This is a genomic window from Mycetocola saprophilus (genome assembly GCF_000718085.1).
Taxonomy (GTDB): Bacteria; Actinomycetota; Actinomycetes; order Actinomycetales; family Microbacteriaceae; genus Mycetocola; species Mycetocola saprophilus.
Window position 1 is genome coordinate 469066 of sequence record NZ_JOEC01000001.1, and the last position, 19052, is coordinate 488117.

19 protein-coding genes are annotated in these 19052 nt (G+C 68.6%); 8 read left to right on the forward strand and 11 right to left on the reverse strand.

What is annotated here, in order from left to right; translation table 11 throughout:
- Window positions 1–48: 48 nt before the first annotated feature.
- The 3 genes from IE92_RS0102095 to IE92_RS0102105 all read right to left on the reverse strand — a co-directional run bounded on the left by IE92_RS0102095 (window position 49) and on the right by IE92_RS0102105 (window position 2539).
- Window positions 49–459: a hypothetical protein gene (locus IE92_RS0102095; protein WP_030143224.1), complete on the reverse strand. Its 411-nt coding sequence runs from the start codon at window positions 457–459 to the stop codon at window positions 49–51.
- Between the two features lie 268 nt (window positions 460–727).
- Window positions 728–1687, reverse strand: a complete 960-nt coding sequence (locus tag IE92_RS0102100) for an alpha/beta hydrolase (RefSeq protein WP_030143225.1) — start codon at window positions 1685–1687, stop codon at window positions 728–730.
- A 201-nt stretch (window positions 1688–1888) separates the two neighbouring features.
- Entirely contained in the window at window positions 1889–2539 is a 651-nt protein-coding gene (locus tag IE92_RS0102105) for a CGNR zinc finger domain-containing protein (RefSeq protein ID WP_030143226.1), read from the reverse strand.
- Between the two features lie 136 nt (window positions 2540–2675).
- Here IE92_RS0102105 and IE92_RS0102110 point away from each other — a divergent pair, with 136 nt between their 5' ends.
- The 3 genes from IE92_RS0102110 to IE92_RS0102120 all read left to right on the forward strand — a co-directional run bounded on the left by IE92_RS0102110 (window position 2676) and on the right by IE92_RS0102120 (window position 5260).
- Window positions 2676–3119, forward strand: coding sequence for a VOC family protein (locus IE92_RS0102110; RefSeq protein ID WP_030143227.1), 444 nt, complete (start codon window positions 2676–2678; stop codon window positions 3117–3119).
- 102 nt (window positions 3120–3221) lie between these two features.
- Window positions 3222–4676 carry a dihydrolipoyl dehydrogenase family protein gene (locus tag IE92_RS0102115; protein ID WP_030143228.1) on the forward strand — a complete coding sequence of 485 codons (1455 nt, stop codon included), beginning with the start codon at window positions 3222–3224 and terminating at the stop codon, window positions 4674–4676.
- Entirely contained in the window at window positions 4676–5260 is a 585-nt protein-coding gene (locus IE92_RS0102120) for a hypothetical protein (RefSeq protein ID WP_030143229.1), read from the forward strand. Before IE92_RS0102115 ends, IE92_RS0102120 begins: the two co-directional genes overlap by 1 nt.
- Before the next feature lie 84 nt (window positions 5261–5344).
- Here the strand turns inward: IE92_RS0102120 and IE92_RS0102125 are convergent, their stop codons facing one another.
- Together IE92_RS0102125 and IE92_RS0102130 are read right to left on the reverse strand one after the other, a co-directional pair.
- The gene (locus IE92_RS0102125; protein WP_030143230.1) at window positions 5345–7318 is read right to left on the reverse strand and encodes an ABC transporter ATP-binding protein; all 1974 of its coding nucleotides are present in this window, start codon (window positions 7316–7318) and stop codon (window positions 5345–5347) included.
- Complete coding sequence (locus IE92_RS0102130) at window positions 7315–9150, reverse strand: ABC transporter ATP-binding protein (protein WP_030143231.1); 1836 nt, start codon at window positions 9148–9150, stop codon at window positions 7315–7317. Before IE92_RS0102130 ends, IE92_RS0102125 begins: the two co-directional genes overlap by 4 nt.
- 117 nt (window positions 9151–9267) lie before the next feature.
- On the opposite strand from IE92_RS0102130, the gene IE92_RS0102135 reads away from it, so the two are divergent.
- Complete coding sequence (locus tag IE92_RS0102135) at window positions 9268–10146, forward strand: AraC family transcriptional regulator (protein WP_211250745.1); 879 nt, start codon at window positions 9268–9270, stop codon at window positions 10144–10146.
- On the opposite strand, the gene soxR is transcribed toward IE92_RS0102135, so the two are convergent.
- On the reverse strand, window positions 10143–10658 hold the full coding sequence (gene soxR / locus IE92_RS0102140; protein WP_030143233.1) for a redox-sensitive transcriptional activator SoxR: 516 nt from the start codon (window positions 10656–10658) through the stop codon (window positions 10143–10145). The two genes, IE92_RS0102135 and soxR, sit on opposite strands and share 4 nt — an antisense overlap.
- 23 nt (window positions 10659–10681) lie before the next feature.
- Between soxR and IE92_RS0102145 the strand changes: the two genes are divergently transcribed.
- Complete coding sequence (locus IE92_RS0102145) at window positions 10682–12076, forward strand: MFS transporter (protein ID WP_030143234.1); 1395 nt, start codon at window positions 10682–10684, stop codon at window positions 12074–12076.
- Window positions 12077–12185: 109 nt separating this feature from the next.
- Window positions 12186–12659, forward strand: a complete 474-nt coding sequence (locus IE92_RS0102150) for a hypothetical protein (RefSeq protein ID WP_156027370.1) — start codon at window positions 12186–12188, stop codon at window positions 12657–12659.
- Between the two features lie 72 nt (window positions 12660–12731).
- Here the strand turns inward: IE92_RS0102150 and IE92_RS0102155 are convergent, their stop codons facing one another.
- Complete coding sequence (locus IE92_RS0102155; RefSeq protein WP_030143236.1) at window positions 12732–13703, reverse strand: NAD(P)/FAD-dependent oxidoreductase; 972 nt, start codon at window positions 13701–13703, stop codon at window positions 12732–12734.
- 132 nt (window positions 13704–13835) lie between these two features.
- Here IE92_RS0102155 and IE92_RS0102160 point away from each other — a divergent pair, with 132 nt between their 5' ends.
- Window positions 13836–14432: a helix-turn-helix domain-containing protein gene (locus tag IE92_RS0102160; RefSeq protein WP_030143237.1), complete on the forward strand. Its 597-nt coding sequence runs from the start codon at window positions 13836–13838 to the stop codon at window positions 14430–14432.
- Window positions 14433–14530: 98 nt separating this feature from the next.
- Here the strand turns inward: IE92_RS0102160 and IE92_RS0102165 are convergent, their stop codons facing one another.
- The 4 genes from IE92_RS0102165 to IE92_RS0102180 form a co-directional block, all read right to left on the reverse strand.
- Entirely contained in the window at window positions 14531–15562 is a 1032-nt protein-coding gene (locus IE92_RS0102165) for an alcohol dehydrogenase catalytic domain-containing protein (protein ID WP_156027371.1), read from the reverse strand.
- A 60-nt stretch (window positions 15563–15622) separates the two neighbouring features.
- Window positions 15623–16546: a LysR family transcriptional regulator gene (locus IE92_RS0102170; protein WP_051701493.1), complete on the reverse strand. Its 924-nt coding sequence runs from the start codon at window positions 16544–16546 to the stop codon at window positions 15623–15625.
- Complete coding sequence (locus IE92_RS0102175) at window positions 16546–17244, reverse strand: TetR/AcrR family transcriptional regulator (protein WP_051701494.1); 699 nt, start codon at window positions 17242–17244, stop codon at window positions 16546–16548. The genes IE92_RS0102170 and IE92_RS0102175 overlap by 1 nt, the downstream gene beginning before the upstream one ends.
- A 191-nt stretch (window positions 17245–17435) precedes the next feature.
- The gene (locus IE92_RS0102180) at window positions 17436–18323 is read right to left on the reverse strand and encodes an aldo/keto reductase (protein WP_030143241.1); all 888 of its coding nucleotides are present in this window, start codon (window positions 18321–18323) and stop codon (window positions 17436–17438) included.
- 101 nt (window positions 18324–18424) lie between these two features.
- Here IE92_RS0102180 and IE92_RS0102185 point away from each other — a divergent pair, with 101 nt between their 5' ends.
- The gene (locus IE92_RS0102185; RefSeq protein ID WP_030143242.1) at window positions 18425–18985 is read left to right on the forward strand and encodes a TetR/AcrR family transcriptional regulator; all 561 of its coding nucleotides are present in this window, start codon (window positions 18425–18427) and stop codon (window positions 18983–18985) included.
- The last annotated feature ends 67 nt before the right edge of the window (window positions 18986–19052 follow it).

The window sequence follows — 19052 nt, forward strand, 5'->3', positions numbered from 1 at the left end:
ACCAGAATGGGAGGGGCTGGCGGTAGCCAACCCCTCCCATTCAGCAACTTACTTGCCGTAGTATGTGCGAGCCGAGCCGAGGTCAGAGTTCTGTGAGAATTTGCGCCACGGTGAGATCGCCTCCGTGCCGTTGGTGCCCCACTGGCGACCCGACGTTGTGTAGACCTTTCCTCCACCGAACTGCTCCATCTGAGCGTTCGTGTAGTGGTAGACGCCTACCCAGGTAGTCCAACCATGGGCTCGCTTATGTGTGGTCCCGCTAATGCTCTTCTGTTCAGCCTTGCCGGTGTGCTGTGCCTGTGACGCTGCCCTTGCGGCAAAACCTGTCGACGACAGCGAGGATACACCAGTGTCCTCGCTCCAGCCGCCAAGATCAGCCGCATTAGCAGCGGCAGCTGGCACCAGCATCGCTCCGATCAGAATTACCGCCGCAGCGGCGGACGTAGTGAACTTCTTCATTGCACTCTCCATTTGTGTAATCGGTGGAGGGTGTAAGGCAAATCCACGATCATCGCGCAGCGCCAACTATGAAGCGGCGCTCGATTTATCAGATGATTCGATTCATCGCTCCCCAAGTGGAACCTATCCCACTTCCCCCGCATCGTTTATACAGGTTGGGATCGTGTGAATGCAATTTGAATGATGGCGCTCGGGAGTGTCTTGAGGGCTATTACCGGTCCTGCCCATTTCATCAATGGTGCAAGCACGTGATTATGCCGCCCCGCTCCTACTCGTCGCCAGGCAGCGCGGCGAGGAACCGGTTGGTGTCCTCGGCGATCTGGGCGGACTCGGTGTGGTGCAGGTAGTGGTCACCCTTCATGCCGATGACCTCACCGTGGGTGGAGTGTGCGGCCTGCTCCTCGTGGAGCTTCAGCCAGTTGGGGTTGGCCGGGTTGGGGTCCTGCGCGAAGAGCAGGACCGGCAGGTCCGCCGGGAAGGTGAGCTTTCGCGCCTTGGCGTCGGCGAAGTTCGCGCCGATTCGGCTCATCTCGTCCAGGTAGGTGTCCGACATCGCGTTGCGGTTCACGATCAGGGTGTTCTGTTCGCGGGCCTTCTCGGGGTAGTCCTTGGCAAACTTGGCCAGTGGATCGCTGTCGAGGGCTGTGACAGCGCGTGCAATTCCGGTGGCCTTGGCCGCCCGCATCAGGTCGATCGGGAAGGAGACGTCCATGCCGGGCTGGTCGGGCACGCTGGTGTCCACACCCACGAAGGCGATGACATCCTCGGGATACTTATTGACGTAGTTCAGCGAGTAGATGCCGGCGATCGAGTGGCCGCCGAGCACGAAGCGGTCGATGCCCTGCTGGTGCAGCGCCTCGTGCACCTCGGTCACGATGTTCTCGCTGGTGCGCGGCTTCTCGGTCTGATCACTCAGTCCGTACCCGAAGGGCTCCACCACAACCACACGGTGGGTTTCGGCGAGCTTCTCGGTGAGCGGCAGGAAGTCGATGGAGGGTGCGGACGTCCCAAATCCGGGCAGCAGGACGATGGTCTCGGGGCCGTCACCGGTGGTGACCAGGTTCATCTTCTTGCCGTCGACGGTGGAGAATTTGCCGTACGGGGTGATCCGGTCGGCCTCTTGGCCGCTGGCCACGGCGTTGACGATTGAGGTGGTGGCGAGGATCAGGGCAAAAATTGCCAGGATCACTCCGAAGACCTTCAGGGTGACCTTCAAAAACTTCTTCATTACTGCGCTCCAGGGCGGGGATCGATGGAGTTGAGGCGTGAGCCTCGACACCGGCGGTGTCCTGCCTAGAGTAACCAGCACTCTGTTATGTATTCGGACCGAACTCCCAGGCTGAGGCGGATTTAGCGTGTGTCGGGCGTTTTTGATCGGTATCCGCGAACAAACTGCGCATTCCGTAGTCGAATCGTTACGACGCCGAGGCTAGGCGAGGGTCTCATCCCGCTTGCGGGCACGATAGGCGGCGGCCTTCACGCGGCTGCCGCAGGTCTTCATCGAGCACCATTCGCGGCGGTGTCCGCGGGAGTGATCCAGATACACCTGGGTGCACTCGGGACGGGCGCATTCGCGCAGCAGGGTGGTATCGGGTCCGCCGATGATGGCCACCGCCTGGCGGGCAATATTGCCCAGGGCCTCGGCGGCCATGCCCCGCGGACGCCAGCCCACGTCGTTCGCGGACGGAGAAGTCGAGGATGCCGCCGCGCCAGTCACATCCGCCGCGCCCGCGACACCCGCCGCGTCCGTTACGCCTGTGTCGGAGGGCGTGGCCAACAGCTCCGCCGCCAGGACCGGCGCGGAAGCGTGCAGGTTGAGTAGTGCGACGGACTCCTCCGGCAGGGCCTCGCCGTGCAGTCGCGCCCAGACCAGGGCGTAAATTGCCTCGCGCAGAATCAGTGCGTCGGCAAGCACCGCGGGAGTCGCGGTGTGGGAACCGGGCAGGAGGCCCGACTGATCCAGCCAGTCGTCGAGGTCGGCGGGGGTTTCCAGGCACTCCCGCGGCCGCTCGTTTCGGCGCGCACGCAGCGTCCCCACCAGGTCGAGGGGGAGGCAGCCGCACGGGAAGGCGTGTTTCATGTCACCATTCTGACCGGTGACCCCGGGTGCGCGCAAGCGGATCACCAAAATTCGTCACCGGTTTGACAGGTGACGTTTTTTCGTGTCATGATCATCACCACTTAGACCGGTGATGCCGGTCGGAATGGAGAACAGCATGGAACTCAAGCTTGAGGTGGTCGTGATTCCCGTCGCCGACGTGGATCGAGCCCTCGCCTTTTACACCGGCATCGGATTTCGCGAGGACGCCGATTTTCGCACCGAACGCGGCCTGCGAGTGGTTCAGGTCACCCCGCCGGGCTCGGCGGCGTCGATCATCTTCGGCGAGCAGCTCACCGATGTGCCGCCCGGGACCGTCCGCGGCCTGCACCTGGTGACCGCCGATATCGCCGGAGCCCGCGCCGAGCTGGCCGAGCGCGGGGTCGCGATCAGCGGACTCTGGCACGATGCCGACGGCGTCTTCCACTGGGCGGGCGGCGCGAACCGGGTGCCCGGGGCACACCCCGAGGCCGAGAGCTACGGCACCTTTGCCTCGTTTGAGGATCCGGACGGGAACGAGTGGATCCTGCAGCAGGTGGTCACCCGTGCGCCGGGACGCTAGCGCGGCACCGGGCGGGAACTCAGCAAACATGTCTATCGTTTTTCAGGAACCTGAACCAGGATGGAAGAACAACACGGTGGTTGGCCACGAAGGGGGCACAGCATGAGTGAGGATTCGACAACAACAAAGCGGCGCACGGTGGATGTCATCGTGATCGGGGCCGGTCCGGTGGGCGAAAACGCCGCCGACCGTGCGGTACGCGGCGGATTGAGCACGGTGATCGTGGAGCGAGAACTGGTGGGCGGAGAATGCTCCTACTGGGCCTGCATGCCCTCCAAGGCGCTGCTGCGTTCGGGACAGGTGTTGCGTGCGGCCAAGGCGGTCCCCGGTGCGGCCGAGGCGATCACCGGCGAGCTGGATGTGCCCGCGGTGCTGGCTCGGCGAGATTCCTTCACCAGTAACTGGGACGACGCGGGACAGGTGCGCTGGCTCGACAGCGCACACATCGACCTGGTGCGCGGACACGGTCGCCTGAGCGGCGAGCGCGAGGTGACGGTGACCGGACCCGAGGGTGAGGTCACCATCCTCACCGCCAATCACGCGGTTGTGGTGGCCACCGGTTCGATCGCGACCGTTCCCAAGATCCCGGGGATCGAGGAGGCGGGTGCCTGGACCAGCCGCGAGATCACCGCGGCGCAGAGCGTTCCGCCGCGGCTCGCAATTATCGGCGGCGGGGTGGTGGGAACCGAGATGGCCACGGCCTTCGCCTCCCTCGGCTCCGAGGTCACCCTGATCGCCCGGGGCACGCTGCTGGCCGGACTCGAAGACTTTGCCGGGGAATACGTGGCCGACGGCCTGCGGGAACTCGGAGTCACCGTCCACACGGGAACCTCGACCGACCGCATCGAACGGGCGTCCTCCGGCGAGGTCACCGTCTTCACGTCCGCCGGAGAGGTGCACGCCGATGAGGTGGTGGTGGCCACCGGCCGCGGGGCGAACACCCGTGATCTCGGGCTCGAAAGCGTCGGACTCACCTCGGGCGACTGGCTGAGTGTGGACGACACCCTGCTGGTGGAGGGTTTTGACTGGCTCTACGGCGTGGGCGATGTGAACCACCGGGCGCTGCTCACCCACCAGGGTAAGTATCAGGCGCGCGCCGCCGGTGACGTCATTGCCGCGCGTGCGAGCGGGAGCGAGCTTTCGACCGAGCCCTGGGGAATCCACGTGGCCACCGCCGATCACGGTGCCGTCCCGCAGGTGGTGTTTACCGATCCCGAAGTTGCGGCCGTGGGACCGACCGCCGAGCAGGCCACGCGGTCCGGATACTCGGTGCGTGTGGTCGACTACAACCTGGGCTGGGTTGCCGGGTCGAGTCTGTCCCGCGATGGATACACCGGGAAGGCCCGCCTCGTGGTGGATACCGACCGCGAGGTCATCCTGGGTGCGACGTTTGTGGGTCCCGAGGTGGCCGAACTGGTGCAGACCGCGACCACGGCGATCGTCGGGGAGATCCCGCTGGCCCGACTGTGGCATGCGGTCCCCGCGTACCCCACGGTGAGCGAGATTTGGCTGCGGCTGCTCGAAGAGTATGGCCGTCCCACCGCGGAATCCCGGTGATGAGCGACCCCAGCCGCGCCGACCGGGCGGCCATTGTGCGCTACCTGCGGGTGGTGCAGGACTCCCGCAACGGCCTCGATGAGCGGACGGCCTCGGCCTTCGAGAGGCTCACCCCGGCGCAGCTGGATCTGCTGGTGGAGCGGCTGGCGGGTCCGTCGGCGTCGCCTGCATCGGCGTCGTCCGAACCCACTCGGCGCTCGCCGGCACCCGGGTCTGCGGGTAACCGGCGTCCGACCGCTCCCGGTTCCGGGGCCGTCCGGCGTTCGGATGCTCCCGGGGACGCCTCCGACCCTGGTTTCACCCGGGAGTCGGCCGCGCGCTGGGTGCAGCGGCGTCTGCTCGGCGGTGCCAGCGCACGCGATGTGCGCGGCACCGCGCGGGTGACCGGGGCGGCCCTGGCGCTGTTTGCGGTGGTGATCGGGATCGGCGCGGCCATCGCGATCACCACCGAGCCGCAGCCCATGGCCGGGCCCGGGAACCCGCAGCAGAGCGTCAGCACCGAGCACGGCGACCCCTCGGGGGACCTGGGCGAGGTGCTGCGCCGGCAGGCTCTGGAAGACCAGCAGACCGATCTCGACTACTAATTAGTCCGCGGTGCTCGACCCCGCTGATAGGCCGAGGCGGTTGACCTGGCTGCTGAGTCAAGGCCGAGGCGCTAGACCTCGCAACTAGTCCGCGGTGCTCGCCCAAGCTGCCCAGAGGTGCGCGTAGCGTCCCCGCGCCGCGCGCAGCTCGGCGTGGGTGCCCGATTCGATGATCCGACCGTGCTCCATCACGATGATCCGGTCGGCGCGCGCCGCCTGATCCAGGCGGTGCGCGATGATCAGGGCCGTGCGTCCACGCAGCAGGGCCTCGGCTGCCGCATCCAGGGTGCGGGCGGCGTCGGAGCCGGCCTCGGCCGTGGCCTCATCCAGGATCACGGCGGGGGGATCGAGCAGGGCGATCCGAGCCAGCGCCAGGTGCTGGCTGCGCTCGGCGGTGAGGGACAACCCGCCGCCGCCCACGCGGGTGTGTATCCCCTCGGGAAGCGCGTCCACCCAGTCCCGTGCGCCCACCAGGTCCAGGGCCGCTGTGAGGGCCCGGGCGGGGGAGTCGGGTTTTGCGATGGCGAGGTTCTCGGCGATGGTTCCGGCAAACACGTGCCCCTCCTGGGTGGCCAACGGCACCGGGATCGCGAGCGGCAGGCCGCGCTGGTCGCCGTCGAGCCCATTGCCGTCGCCGTCGAGCGCGTCGACCCCGCTGCTGCCGCTGCTAAGGTCGCCGCCGACCACGCCGGTGCCGTGCACCGGTCCTGCAAAGCCGGCGTCGACGTCGCGGAGGCCCGCGATCACCGCGGCCAGGGTGGACTTGCCCGATCCGCTCTCGCCGACGATCGCCACGTGCTCCCCGGGGGCCACCTCCAGGTTCAGCCCGTCCAGCAGCGGGACGCCCGGGTGATAGCCGAAGACGAGGTTCCGCGCGGCGAGTCCCACCGCGGCCTCGGCTCGTGGTTCCGGTTCTGGTTCGCGCGCGGGCGAGATCGAGCGCGAGGACGTCTGCGAGGCTGAAATCGAGGTCGGCCGCGAGGAAAACTCCGACGATACCGGCCGCGATGCCGGCCGTGATACCGACCGCGAAGCCGACCGCGATGTGGCGGCGTCGGGATCGGCACCCGCGGAGTCGAGCACCCCGACCAGCCGGGCAAGGCCCGCCCCCGCCCGCTGAAGCACCCCGAAGACACCCAGGACCGTGTTGATCGGGTCAAAGAGACCGGCAAAAAACAGCGCGGCGGTGACCGCGGCCCCCAGCGGGACCGTGCCCGTGGTGACCAGCAGATATCCGGCGATCAGGATCGCCGACAGCCCGACCCACTCGGCCGCATTGAGTCGCGCGTAGAACACCGTGGCGGTGCGGACGGCGCGAAACTCCCAGCCCATCGAGGCGCGGGAGGCCGTGTCGATGCGGGTGTACTCCCGCTCGCCCAGGCGCAGGGCGCGCACCGTGGGCAGCGCCGAGAACGCGGTGAGCAGGGTGCCCGCGCGGACCCCGTCGGCGGCGCGGCCGGCGGCGAAGATCGGCCCGGATGCGCGCAGATACCGGCGCAGGGCGAACCCCTGGATCGGAATGGCCAGGGCCCCGGCGAGGGCAAAACGCCAGTCCAGCGCGGCCAGTCCCAGCAGCGTCATGATGATCGTGATGCCCGCGCCGGCGAAGGCGATAAACGCCCAGGATGCGGCATCGGACACCTCCTCGGCATCCCCGGAGACCCGCGAGACTAGGTCGCCGGTACCCCCGGCCTCGATCCGCGCGAGCGGCAGGTTGAGGGCGGCCGAGACGGTGTCCTCGCGCAGGGTCGCGACCCCAGGCTGAATTCCCCGGGACAGGGCGACGGTCGCGATCCAGCCGAATCCGGCCTGTCCCAGCCCTGCGACCAGGAGGAGCAATCCCGGACCCACCAGGGAGGTGGGGGCGGCGCCGTCGGCGATTAGCTGGGTGATCCAACCGAGCGAAACCGGACCGGCCAGCCCGCAGATCCCGGCCAGGATCAGGCCGAGCAGCGCCAGGATCAGCGCGCCTCGGTGCCGGCGCAGCAGCGGCCGCACCACGGCCAGGACGGTGCGCCGATCGGCAACGGGAAGGATGGAGGGTGTGGTGTGGGTCATCGCAGCACCGCCCCGAGATAGCGGGCATCTGAGGCGGTGAGGAGGTCGTGGGTTCCCTCGCTGGGAGGCTCCTCGGCGGGGAGGAATATCACCCGGTCGCAGCGCGCCAACCAGGCCGGGGAGGTGGTGAAGACGGCGGTGCCGCGGCCCGTGCGCAGGGCGGCCACCCGCTCGGCGATGAGCTGCTCGGTGGCCGCATCCACCGCGGTGGTGGGGTCGTGCAGGATCAGCAGCTCGGGATCGGCGGCGAGGGCACGGGCGAGACTCAGCCGCTGACGCTGGCCACCGGAGAGGGCACCGCCCCGCTCGCCGATGTCCCCGGCCCATCCCTCTGGCGACTGCTCGGCGACCTCGTCCACGTGGGCGGCGTGGGCTGCGCGGGTCGCGAGGTTGTCCCGCGCCGCCGAGCCCGGGGTGGACTCGTCCGGTGCCGAACAGTGGCTGTGGGGGGTCCCGTCCGTCGCGGAAGCCTGGGTGCGGGTGGCCTCGCCCGGCGCGAACACCCGGGGGAGGGTGGTCTCGCCGGGCGCATGGTCCCCGGGGTGCGCGGCCTCGGTCAGGGCGTCGCGCAGCGAGCCCGCAAACAGCGCCGCATCGTGCGGGGAGACCAGGACGCGGCGTCGCAGATCCCGCGCGTCGAGGTCGGGGAAGGCAATACCGCCCAGCCGGATGGTCCCCGATTCGGGATCGATTTCCCGGGCGAGCAGCGCCCCGAGGGCGTGGGCCGTCCGCGGGTCCTCGGTCACGATTCCGGTGAGCTCCTGCGGGCCCAGGCGCAGGCTCAGCGGTGCCGAGCGCCCGGGCAGCGGGAACACCCGCTCCAGCTCCAGGGCTGCCCCGGCTTCGGCAACCCCGGTTCCCGAGTGATCGCGGATGGTGGGGGTGTTCAGGATCGCCGCAACTCGTTCGGCCGAGGCGCGGGCGCGGGCGATCGCGGTTCCGGTGAAGGCCAGCGTGTCCATCGGCCCGATCACAAAGCGGGCCAGGCCCAGGGCCGCGACCAGCTCGCCCGGGGTGAGGCTGCCGGTCAGGGCGAGGTAGCCGCCGAGCACCGTAATCAGGGCCAGATAGGTTCCGGTGAGGGCGGCTCCGAGGGCGGTGAGGGTCGCGGCCCCGGCGGTCGCGTGCAGGGTTGTGGTGAGCGCCCGGCCGCTGGCCTCGGCATACTGCCGGGCCCCGGCGCTGCTGGCCCCCAGGCCGCGCAGCACACGCAGACCGCGCACCAGGTCCTCGGCCAGGACGATCACCCGGCCGCGATCATCCTGCTCGATTCGGCTGCGCCGCTGCACCGGCCGCGAGGCCAGCCCCAGCGCGATCAGCAGCAGCACCGTCCCCACCATGATCACGATGCCCAGCGGCAGCGAGGCCATCAGGAGCATCACGGTGCTGGCAATCAGGACCAGGGCCGCGGCGATGCAGGTGGCCAGCATGCCGGCGAACGCGCCGATCCGGCCGGCATCCGAATCCGCCCGGGCCAGCAGATCGCCGGGGGCCTCCTCGATGCCGCCCGCGGGATCCAGCACCCGCGCGCTCAGCCGCATCCGCACCGCGTGCTCCCCGTGCTGCTTTGCCCGCATGCTGGCGCGAGCGCCCAGCCGGTAGGAGAACGAGAGCAGCAGGAAGTCCGCCGCGAGAATGCCGATCCACAGGGCCAGGGCTCCCGGATCGGCGGCGGAGATCGCCGCGCCGATGGTGGCACCGATGATCACCGGAACCAGGGCTTCGCCCAGCTGATGCAGCCCATAGAGGACGGTGGCCAGAACCAGATCGGTCCGTCGGATCGCGAGGGTGTGGCGGATGAGGGAATTGGGAGAAACGGATGACGCGGGCATCAGATCAGATTAGGATAACCTTAGTTCTGTCGTAAAGATGGCAGCACGCCAACCTCTGTCGTGGATCGGCCACGCGGCGCGTTGGCACATCATTCTGTTGGGAAATTGGGAGCCACGGTGGGTGCAGCAAGCGTGATCGGCTTGGAACGATTCGAGATGGATCGTGGCCAGAAATTCCGCACCCACGTGCACCGATATCACCAGCTGGCCTGGGCGAGCTCGGGTGTACTGATGGTTGATGTCGAGGACCACTACTGGGTGCTGCCGCCCAGCCTGGCGCTGTGGATCCCCGCGGGCACCTGGCACGCCGCCGCCGCGCTGCAGCGTTCGGTAATGGAGGGGATCTACCTGGATCCGGCGGGCTGCCCGCTGGCCTGGGCACAGCCGACCGTGGTGGAGGTGTCGCCGCTGGCGGCCCAGCTGATCGGCTACCTGGCCGGCGACCTGGCCGAGGAGGCCCGCATCAGCGCCGAAACCGTCCTGCTCCAGGTCCTGGCACCGGTGGATAAGGCAACCATCGAACTGCCGCTACCCACGGATCCGCGGGCGCGTGAGGTGGCCGCGATCCTGCTGGCTCGTCCCGACGATCAGCGCGGGCTGGACGCGCTCGCCCGGCAGGTGGGATCCAGCTCACGTACCCTGCTGCGCCTGTTTGTGGCCGAGACCGGGTTGACCTTCACGCAGTGGCGGGTGAACGCCCGGCTGCAGGCGGCGATGGCGTATCTGGCGGCGGGGGAGCCCGTGGGGCGCGTGGCCGACCGGGTGGGATACGCGACCGCCAGCGCGTTTGTCGCGGCGTTCCGTCGGGTCACCGGGCATACGCCCGCCGCCTACTTTGCGGCGGCCGGCGGGGGACGCCGCGAGGGTGCCGGGATCGGGTTGGATGAACCAGGCGCCGCGGATCACGAGCAGGCATTCGACGCGGACGCGGCGGAGCCCACCGAGGCAGCACCGCGGGACGTCTCGTCTCCCGAGCGAGCGTTCGACGCGGCCTAGGCTTCGCGCTCGCCCTCGATCTCCTCGGGATCGATCGGGGCCAGCAACACCGCACCGGATCCTCGGGCGGCCAGGGCATCGTTGGGGTTGAACACGCGGCAGGAGCCGAGGGACACGCACCCGCAGCCGATGCACTGGTTCATCTCGGTTTCCAGGCGTTCGAGTTCCAAGCGGCGCGCGGCGAGCTGACCGCGCCAGGAGGCGTTGAGCCGGTTCCAGTCCCGCAGCGAGGGCATCCGATCCTCGGGCAGGGTCTCGAACTGCTCGGCGACCTCGGTCAGCGGGATGCCCAGTCGCTTGGCGGTCTGGATGATCGCGATGCGCCGCTCCACGTGGCGCGGATACAGCCGGTGCCCACCCGAACTGCGCTCGGAGTGGATCAATCCCTTCCGCTCATAAAAGTGCAGGGCCGAGGCCGCGACGCCGGTACGGCGCACGATCTCGCCGATCGGCAGCAGGTCGGTGGGACTGCGGCGGGGTTCATCCGGCGACGCGGACTTGATCTCAACCATGGTTGAGATTTTACCCTGAAGTAATGCATACCGAGACTTCCGAAGAACACGGCACCTGGGCGGACCTTTTCCGCGGCGGTGCCGGCCCCATCTCCCTGGTTCTGGCAGGCGGGGTGGCCCTCTACGCGCTGACCGTCTATGTGACCGGGGCGCTCCTCCCGGCCCTTAGTGCCGAACTGCACGGGGTGGAACTGTACGCGTGGGTCAACACCGCGTATCTGACCGCCTCCGTCCTGGCCTCGGCGCTCTCCGGCCGCGCCTCGATCCGGCTGGGCACGCGCGGGGCCTACCTGATCGGGTTTGGACTGTTTGCGCTGGGGTCCGTGATCATCATGCTGGCGCCGGCGATGCTGGTTGTGGTGGCCGGACGACTGGTGCAGGGACTCGGTGGGGGATTCCTCGCCGCGCTGGCGTATGTGTCGATCAGCGCCCTGCTGCCGCGCCGGGTCTGGACCCGGGCCACCGTGCTGATCACCGCGATGTGGGCCATCGGCGGGGTCGCCGGGCCCGCACTGGGTGGGGCGTTTGCCTCGGCCGGGGTCTGGCGCGAGGCCTTCCTCATTCTCACCATCGCCGCCGTGCTGCTGGGGCTGATGGCGCTGATCGTGATCCGGGCGCCGCGTCCCGAGGCCGCCGGCATGCCGGGGTTGGCCGTGGGATCGCTGGTTCTGGTGGTGGTTGCCGCGGTGCTTTTCAGCATCGCCACCGTGGTGATCGGGGGCTGGCAGATCCTGGCCGTGGTGCTGGGAGCGCTCGCGCTGGTGCTGTTTGTGGTGGTGGAGAAGCGTGCCGGATCGGCGCTGCTGCCGGCGATGACCTTCCGCCGCGGCTCCAACCTCAAGTGGGTGTACCTGGTCGCGGGCCTGATCGGCGGTTCGGTTATGATCGAGTCGTTTGTGCCCCTGTTTGCCCAGGAGATCGGCAACGTTCCCGCGCTTCCCGCGGGCTACCTGGGTGCCGTGCCCTCGCTGGGATGGACGGTGGCCGAGATCTTTAGCGCGATGATCGCCGGAACTCGGGCGCGGCTGCGTGCGCGCACCATCGCGCCGTTTATCACCGTGGCCGGGCTGGCCGGATTCGCGCTGGTATCGGGCACCCTGGACGGGGTCGGCGTGCTGATCGGCTGGATCGTGACCCTGGCCCTGGTGGGCATCGGCGTGGGCATCGGATTCCCGCACCTGAGCGTCGCCGCGATGTCCTCGGTGGAGGGCGAGGAGGAGCAGGCGGCGGCAGCCTCGGGCGTCTCCACCGTGCAGCTGCTGAGCAACGCGATCGTGACCGCGCTGGCCGGAATCCTGCTGGGAACCTCGGTGGCCGGGCTCACCTCGGCGCAGGTGGTGTCGGGTGGGCTGGCGATCCTGGTGGCCGTGTCGATCCCCGCCGCGCTGCTGGTGGCCCGCCGACTCCGGACTCGGTGATTCCGATCCCGGCAATACCGGTTTGGCACATTGTTAACCATTCTTTCGAATGATGTGAATGATGCGTGGGATTGATGATTTTCTCGGATCCCGACCCTAACGTAGGAGCATGACACGAATTCCCGCTCGGATTTTGGCCCTCGCCGGTGCCGCTTTGGCGCTGTCGATCACGGTCACCGGCTGCGCCGGTTTTGACGAGGTGGTCACCCGCACCAAGGCTGCCAGCTTTCACGACCGTGACGCCCTGATCAAATCGGGCATCACCGCCGACTGGGTTCCCACCGATGCGCACCGTATCCGCGGGGCACGCTCGCTGGACAACGCCGACATGTCGGTGCTGATCAGTTCGAAAACCAAGCTGGATCCGCGCAAGTGCCCGCGCAAGAAGCGGCAGTCCACGCCCTCGTTTGTCCTGGCCGGTGCCCCCAACGCGTATGCGGCCAAGGAGGTCTTTGCGTGCGGTGAGTGGAGTGTCATTCCCACGCGTAACGGGTGGTTTGGGTGGACCCCGAACCACCCCCAGGAATCCGGAAATAAGGGCGGTCCGCGCCTGGGTCACCACCCGGTGCTGCGCACCGAATAGCGGCTACTCGGGGAGGGCTGCAACGGATCCACTGCCCACCCCGCCGGGTGTTACACGACGCGCCGGAAATCTTTAGTTTTTGTTCCGGAACCGCTCGAGCGCCGCCGCGGCATCCTCATCCACCAGGTGTGCGTTGGCCACGGCACCGGCCCGGACCCCGGCGGCCGCCGCGGCACCGACCTGCGCGCCCAGATCGGTCGCGTTTCCGGCCACCCAGACGCCGGGAACGCTCGCCTGACCGGTCGCATCGGTCTGGATGGCCCGGCCCATCGGGTTCTCGGTGATCGCGAGGTTGAGGCTCGCCACCGGACCGAGGTTCGCCACCATATGGGGTGCCACCACGACGGCCGTGCGCGGAACGAGCGTGCCATCGCTCAGTCGGATGCCGCGCAGCGTGTCCGCGTCGATATCCAGTCCGGCCACGGCACCCTCGATGATCCGGATGCCCAGTGCCGCAAACTCTTCCCGGGTGTCCGCGGCGAGTTCGGTCTCGTTGGTGAAGAAGGTCAGGTCTCGGCTCCACTGGTGGAACAGGCGCGCCTGGTGGACCGAGCCCGGACCGCTGGCCAGGACTCCGATGGGCTGATCGCGCACCTCCCACCCGTGGCAGTACGGGCAGTGCAGCACCTCGCGGCCCCAGCGCTCGCGGACCCCGGGGAGGTCGGGGAGCTCGTCGGTCAGGCCGGTGGCGATGATGATACGGCGGGCACGCAGGGTCGAGGGTTCCGCAGCGGAATCGGGGGTGACGTGCACGGTAAACCCGATGCCCGTGGGGTCGGCCACCACATCGGTGACGCTGCCCGGCAGCAGCTCCCCGCCGTATCCGGCCAGCTCGGCCCGGCCGCGCGCGACCAGTTCCAGCGGCGGGATACCCTCGAGCCCCAGGAGGTTGTGGGCACCCTCGGCGGGGGCGTTGCGCGGGGCACCGGCGTCGATGACCAGGGTGCGGCGGCGTGCCCGGCTCAGGGTCACGCCCGCGCCGAGGCCGGCCGCGCCGCCGCCGATGATGATCACGTCGTAGGGGGTGGTGGTGGTGGGGTTCATGAAGGCTCCGTCTCGTGGATGGTGACTCCATCCTGAAGCGCGGCGCGATAAAACAGCAAAGAGTTTTGCCGAATGGAAAACTCACGGCTCCCGTGCAGCCGTCGGCGGCCGGTGGGGTGTCAGACTGGAGCCATGACCGATGCCCGACACACCCTCGATGCCCTCGGTGCGCGACTCAACCGCCTGCGCACCGGGCGCGACCTGACCCTCGCCGAGCTGTCCGAACTCACGGATATCTCGATCAGTACGCTGTCCCGGCTGGAGAGCGGCGTGCGACGCCCGAGCCTGGAACAGCTCCTCCCGCTGGCCCGCGCCTATGGGATGACCCTGGACGAGCTGGTGGATGCCCCCGAAACCGGGGATCCGCGCATCCATGTCAAGCCGCACGTGCACCGGGACGGTACCAAAACCATCCCGCTGACGCGGCGTCCCGGCGGGATCCAGGCGTTCAAGATGGTGCTGCCGCCGGCGCGCTGCACGCCGCCCAAATCGCTCATGGTGCACGAGGGTTACGAGTGGGTCTATGTGCTCTCCGGTCGCCTCAGACTCCTGCTGGGGGAGCGCGACATGGTGCTGGAACCGGGGGAGGCGGCGGAGTTTGATACCCGGACCCCGCACTGGTTCGGTCCGGTGGCCGGGGGCACCGTGGAGCTGCTCAGCCTGTTTGGCAAGCAGGGCGAGCGGGCGCACACCAAACTGGCCCCGGGACGTGAGTCCCCGGGCCAGTAGGCGGGATTGCGCGCGGCGCCAGCGGTGCTCGCGCAGGGCCCCGGTGTATCGGTGGGGCCCAGTATCGCGCCGGGCCCCGGTGTTGCGGGCGGGGCGACTTAGGCGGTGACGCCGGGGTTTGCGAGGACCGCGCGGGAGCGCAGCGCCCCGTCGGCCAGCGAGCTCAGCACCTCGGTGGCGCGTGCCATCTCGAAGCTGTCCACCACGGTGCGGATCTTGCCCGCGGCCGCCAGTTCCAGGACCTCACGCATCTGCGCCCGGGTGCCGATCACCGAGGCCTGGATGGTCTGAGCCTTGTTGAACGGGAACTCGGCCAGGGTCAGCGGCACGCCGTTGACCAGGGTGCCACCCCACTTGAGCACGCCGAAGGCCTGCTCGGTGACCACGTCGGCCGGGGCGAAGGTGATGACCGCATCGGCCGAGTCGGCAATCGCGGCCAGGGCCTCGGGGTCGCGGGAGTCCACGGTGTCGGCGGCGCCGAGCTCGCGGGCCACCTCGAGGTGTTCGGGGGTGCGACCCACCGCGATCACCCGGGCGCCGGTGAGCGCGGCAAACTGCACGGCCATGTGGCCCACGCCGCCGAGGCCGAAGATCGCCACGGTGTCGCCGGGGCCCACAGTGAGCTTATCCACCGCGGCAAAGGCGGTGATGCCCGGGCAGAACAGTGGCGCGCTCTCGACCAGGTCGAGGGAGGCGGGCACCGGATAGGTGTGGGCGGCGGTCGCGATCATGAATTCCGCATAGCCGCCGTTGACGTGCTCGCCGGTGATCTTGCGATCGTGGCAGAGGTTTTCGCGTCCGCTGGTGCAGAACTCGCAGGTCTCGCAGGAGGACCACAGCGGCTGGACGCCCACCGGGTCGCCGATCTGGAAGCCGGTGACACCCTCGCCGAGGGCGCTGACGTAGCCGGTGACCTCGTGGCCGGGGATGATCGGGCTGATTGCGGGCACGCCGCCATCCACCCAGTCGCCCTCGATCATGTGCAGGTTCGAGCGGCACACGCCGCAGGCCACCACGTGGATTTCCAGCTGGCCGGGGGCCGGGGCGGGGCGCGCGGTTTCGCGCCAGGTCAGGGGTGCCTGCGCGATCGGCGCGGGCTGGTCAAGTTCTTGGGCATACATCGAAGTCATGCCTCAACGCTAAAACCGGCCGCGCGAGCGCGTCCAATAGGAGATCCGTATGGATGGGTTTTAGCGGCCCAGCGCGGCGGCGAGTTCTCCACGGGTGGTTTCGATCTGCGGGGTCCCCACAAAGGTCTCGGCAAACGCGCGGGCGGTCTCATCCGCGGTGTCGGAGAGGACCAGGCGGATCTCCCAGCCGAGGGAGTCATCCTCGATGATCGCGCGGGGAAGCTCGGCCGCCTCGAGCTTCGCCGCCATCGACTCGGGCACAATCGCGACCCCGCCGCCGCGGGCGACCAGGCGGATCAGCATGTGCACGTCTTCCAGAGTCATCACGCTCTGCCGGGTGATGCCCCGGCGCGCCCACGCCTCATCCAGGATGCGCCGCGCCGCCCAGGTGTCGGCGAAGTCGATCGTCGCGACCCCGTCCAGCTCATCCGGGCTCAGGCTCTCGCGGGTCGCCAGCGGGTGTCCCTCCGGGCCGAGCAGTACAAAGGATTCCCGGCGCAGCGGGATCGAGGTTGCCGAGACCTCCTCGGTCAGGCCGTTGGCGAGCAGCGCCAGGTCGATCTCGCCGGTATCCAGCTGGGAGTGCAGCGACTGGGTCGAAGCCTGGGTGAAGTGCATGCTGGTGTGCGGATGGGCGCTGCCAAACGCGGTGATCAGATCCACCAGGTCCACAAAGTCGCCGAGGCACTGTTCGGCGCCGATTCGGGTGGTGCGCGGGCTCGCGCTCGCCGCGCGCAGCAGTGCCTCCTGGGCCCGGCGCGCCTCGCCCAGCAGTAGCGCCGCGCGTGGACGGAACGCATCGCCCGAGGCGGTGAGGGTGGCGCCCCCGCGTCCGCGGGTGAACAGGCTCACGCCGAGTTCGCGTTCAAGCGCGCGAATCGAGGAGGAGAGGCCGGGCTGGCTGACAAAGGAGCGCTCGGCGGCGCGGGTGAAGTTCTCCTCGGCGGCCACGGCCAGGAAGAATTCAAGCTGGCGCAGATCCATTAGCGGGTCTCCTCGGTGGGCGTGGTGGTGGCGGTGGCCAGGGGAGCGTTGGTCGTGGCGATGGGTGCGACGGGCGTGGCGTCGGAGGCGGAGCGTCCGTCGGGCGTGCTGGCGGCGGTGGCCGTACCGGGTGCGGTGGGCCAGTGCGAGAGGGCGCCGTCCAGCACGTCGATCAGGCGCTGCCAGGACGCTGCGGTCTCGGGGTCCGAATGGGAAAACCCGCCGGTGTCGTCGAGGCCGATGAAGCCGCCGATGCTCGATCCGATGATTCGCACCGCGTGCGGAACCTCGGACGCCGGCAGTCCGTAGCCACGGATCACCTCACCCAGGATCGCCGAGACCCGCCGACCGGCGGCCACAAAATCCTCACCGGCAAAGTGTGCCCGGCTGGCTTGCCAGAGCCCCGGGTGTCGGCGGGACATCTCGAGCATCGCCTCGGCGGCCGCGGCGAGGGCCGCGCGCTTGTGCAGCCCGGCGGTCGCGCGGGTGAGGTCGGCGGCCAGCACCGCGTGGGCGCGGGTTCCGACGATCTCCCGCAGCGCATCGAGCCCGCGCACGTGGGCGTAGAGGCTCGCGGGCTTGACTCCGAGTTCGCGGGCGAGGGCCGACACGGTGACCCGGTTAAAGCCGAGACGATCGGCAAGCTCGGAGGCAACGGTGCCCACGTGTTCGAGGGTAAGCCCAACGGTCGCGGCCATGATCTCCTCGCGTTTGGTAACGATGTCCTCTCTGGATTATAGGCGTCGGTGACGGCCCGACGGGTGGGCCGGGCCGCCACCGCACGCCGGCGTTTGTTAGCGGAAAGCCCCGCCCGCGCGTTCGGAGACGGGGTCGGGGTTCACTAGCGGATAGCCCCGTCCGCGCGCCTAAACACGAGGGTCGGGGTCTGCTAGTGGGTAGCCCCGCCTGCGGCCTCGGAGACGAGGGCTGAGATGGCCGCGACCTCATCCTCGCCGAGGACCACATCGAGTGCCGCCATGTTTTCCCGCAGGTGTGCACGGCTCGTGGTGCCGGGGATGGGAAGGATGCGCTCATCGAGGTGCAGGAGCCAGGCGAGCGCCAGCTGTCCGGTTGTGATGCCATGCTCGGCGGCGATCGGGTCCAGCACTGCATAAATCGGCGTCGCATCGTCGATGCTCTTGCGCAGGCTCATCGGCCACCAGGGGGAGAAGACGCCGCCATCGGCAAGGGTCGCCCGCATGAGTGCGCCGCCGGTGCGGTTGGCGGCGTTGTACATCGCGGTGGTGGCGGCAATCGGGGCGATTTCGCGGGCGATGGCATACTGCTCGGCGGTGACGTTGGAGAGTCCGATGTTTTGGATGAGTCCCTCGTCGCGAAGGTCCCGCAGCGCTCCCACCTGATCCTCAAACGGGGCGTCGGTGGCATAGCCATTGTGGAGGTAGTACAGCGGGAGAGAATCCAGGCCGAGTCTGCTCGCGCTCATGACCGCGCTCTGGCGCAGGTAGATCGGGTTGCCCACCCATCCCAGGGTGTCGTAGTCGAAGCCACCGCGAACAAAGCCTCCCTTGGACGCGATGGTCAGCCCGGGGTAGGGATGCAGCGCCTCGCGGATCAGGGATTCATTGTGGTGTGGACCATAGACATCGGCGGTGTCGATGAAGTCCACCCCCTCCTCGCGCAGTGCACGGAGCAGCGCCAGGCCGCCGGCGTGGTCGGGGTAGGGCCCCCATACCTGTTCGCCGGTGAGCTGCATGGCACCAAAGCCAATCCGGGTCACCGTGTGGGAGGAGCCAATGGTGAGTGTTTTGCTGGTCATTGAAGCGGCTTTCTCGTAAAATGGGGAGCATCCCCGTAAAAGTGGGGAGTGTCCCCGATTCTATCTGGGGAGTGTCCCCGTTTTCAAGGGAGAGTAGTGAAATGACCGATCCACTGGTATCCAAGCGACCGGCGCGAGCCGATGCCGCAAGAAATTTTGATGCGATCGTCGCCGCCGCTCGCGAGGTGTTTGAGCGCTCGGGTTCGCAGTCGAGCATGGATGAAATTGCCCGGATTGCCGGGGTGGGGAGCGCCACGCTCTACCGCCACTTTCCCCGTCGGGACGATCTCGTGGAGGCGCTCTATGCGCGCGAGGTCGCCCTGGTCTGCGAGTATGCCGAGAGTCTGGTGGGGGAGGGGGATCCGTTTGACGCGCTGACGCTCTGGCTGCGCCGTTTGATTCTGGCGATGGGGACCAAGCGCCTCCTGATGGAGGGCTTGGCCTTCGAGCCCGCTCGTTACCCCACGCTGATTGAGGCGCTGTATGCGGCCGGGCGCGTGGTTTTGGAGCCGGCCAAGGATGCGGGTGCCGTCGCGGCCGACCTTGAGGCCGATGATGTCATGCGCCTGGCCATCGCGGTGAGCGCGGCCGTCTATCGGGATGATGCGCAGCGGGAGCGCGTTTTTGCCGCCGCGCTGCGGGGTCTGCGGCCCGCGAACTGAGCGGGAATTGGGAAACGCCCCGAGGGAAATCCTCGGGGCGTTTTTGCTGCCCTCAACAAAATGTTTG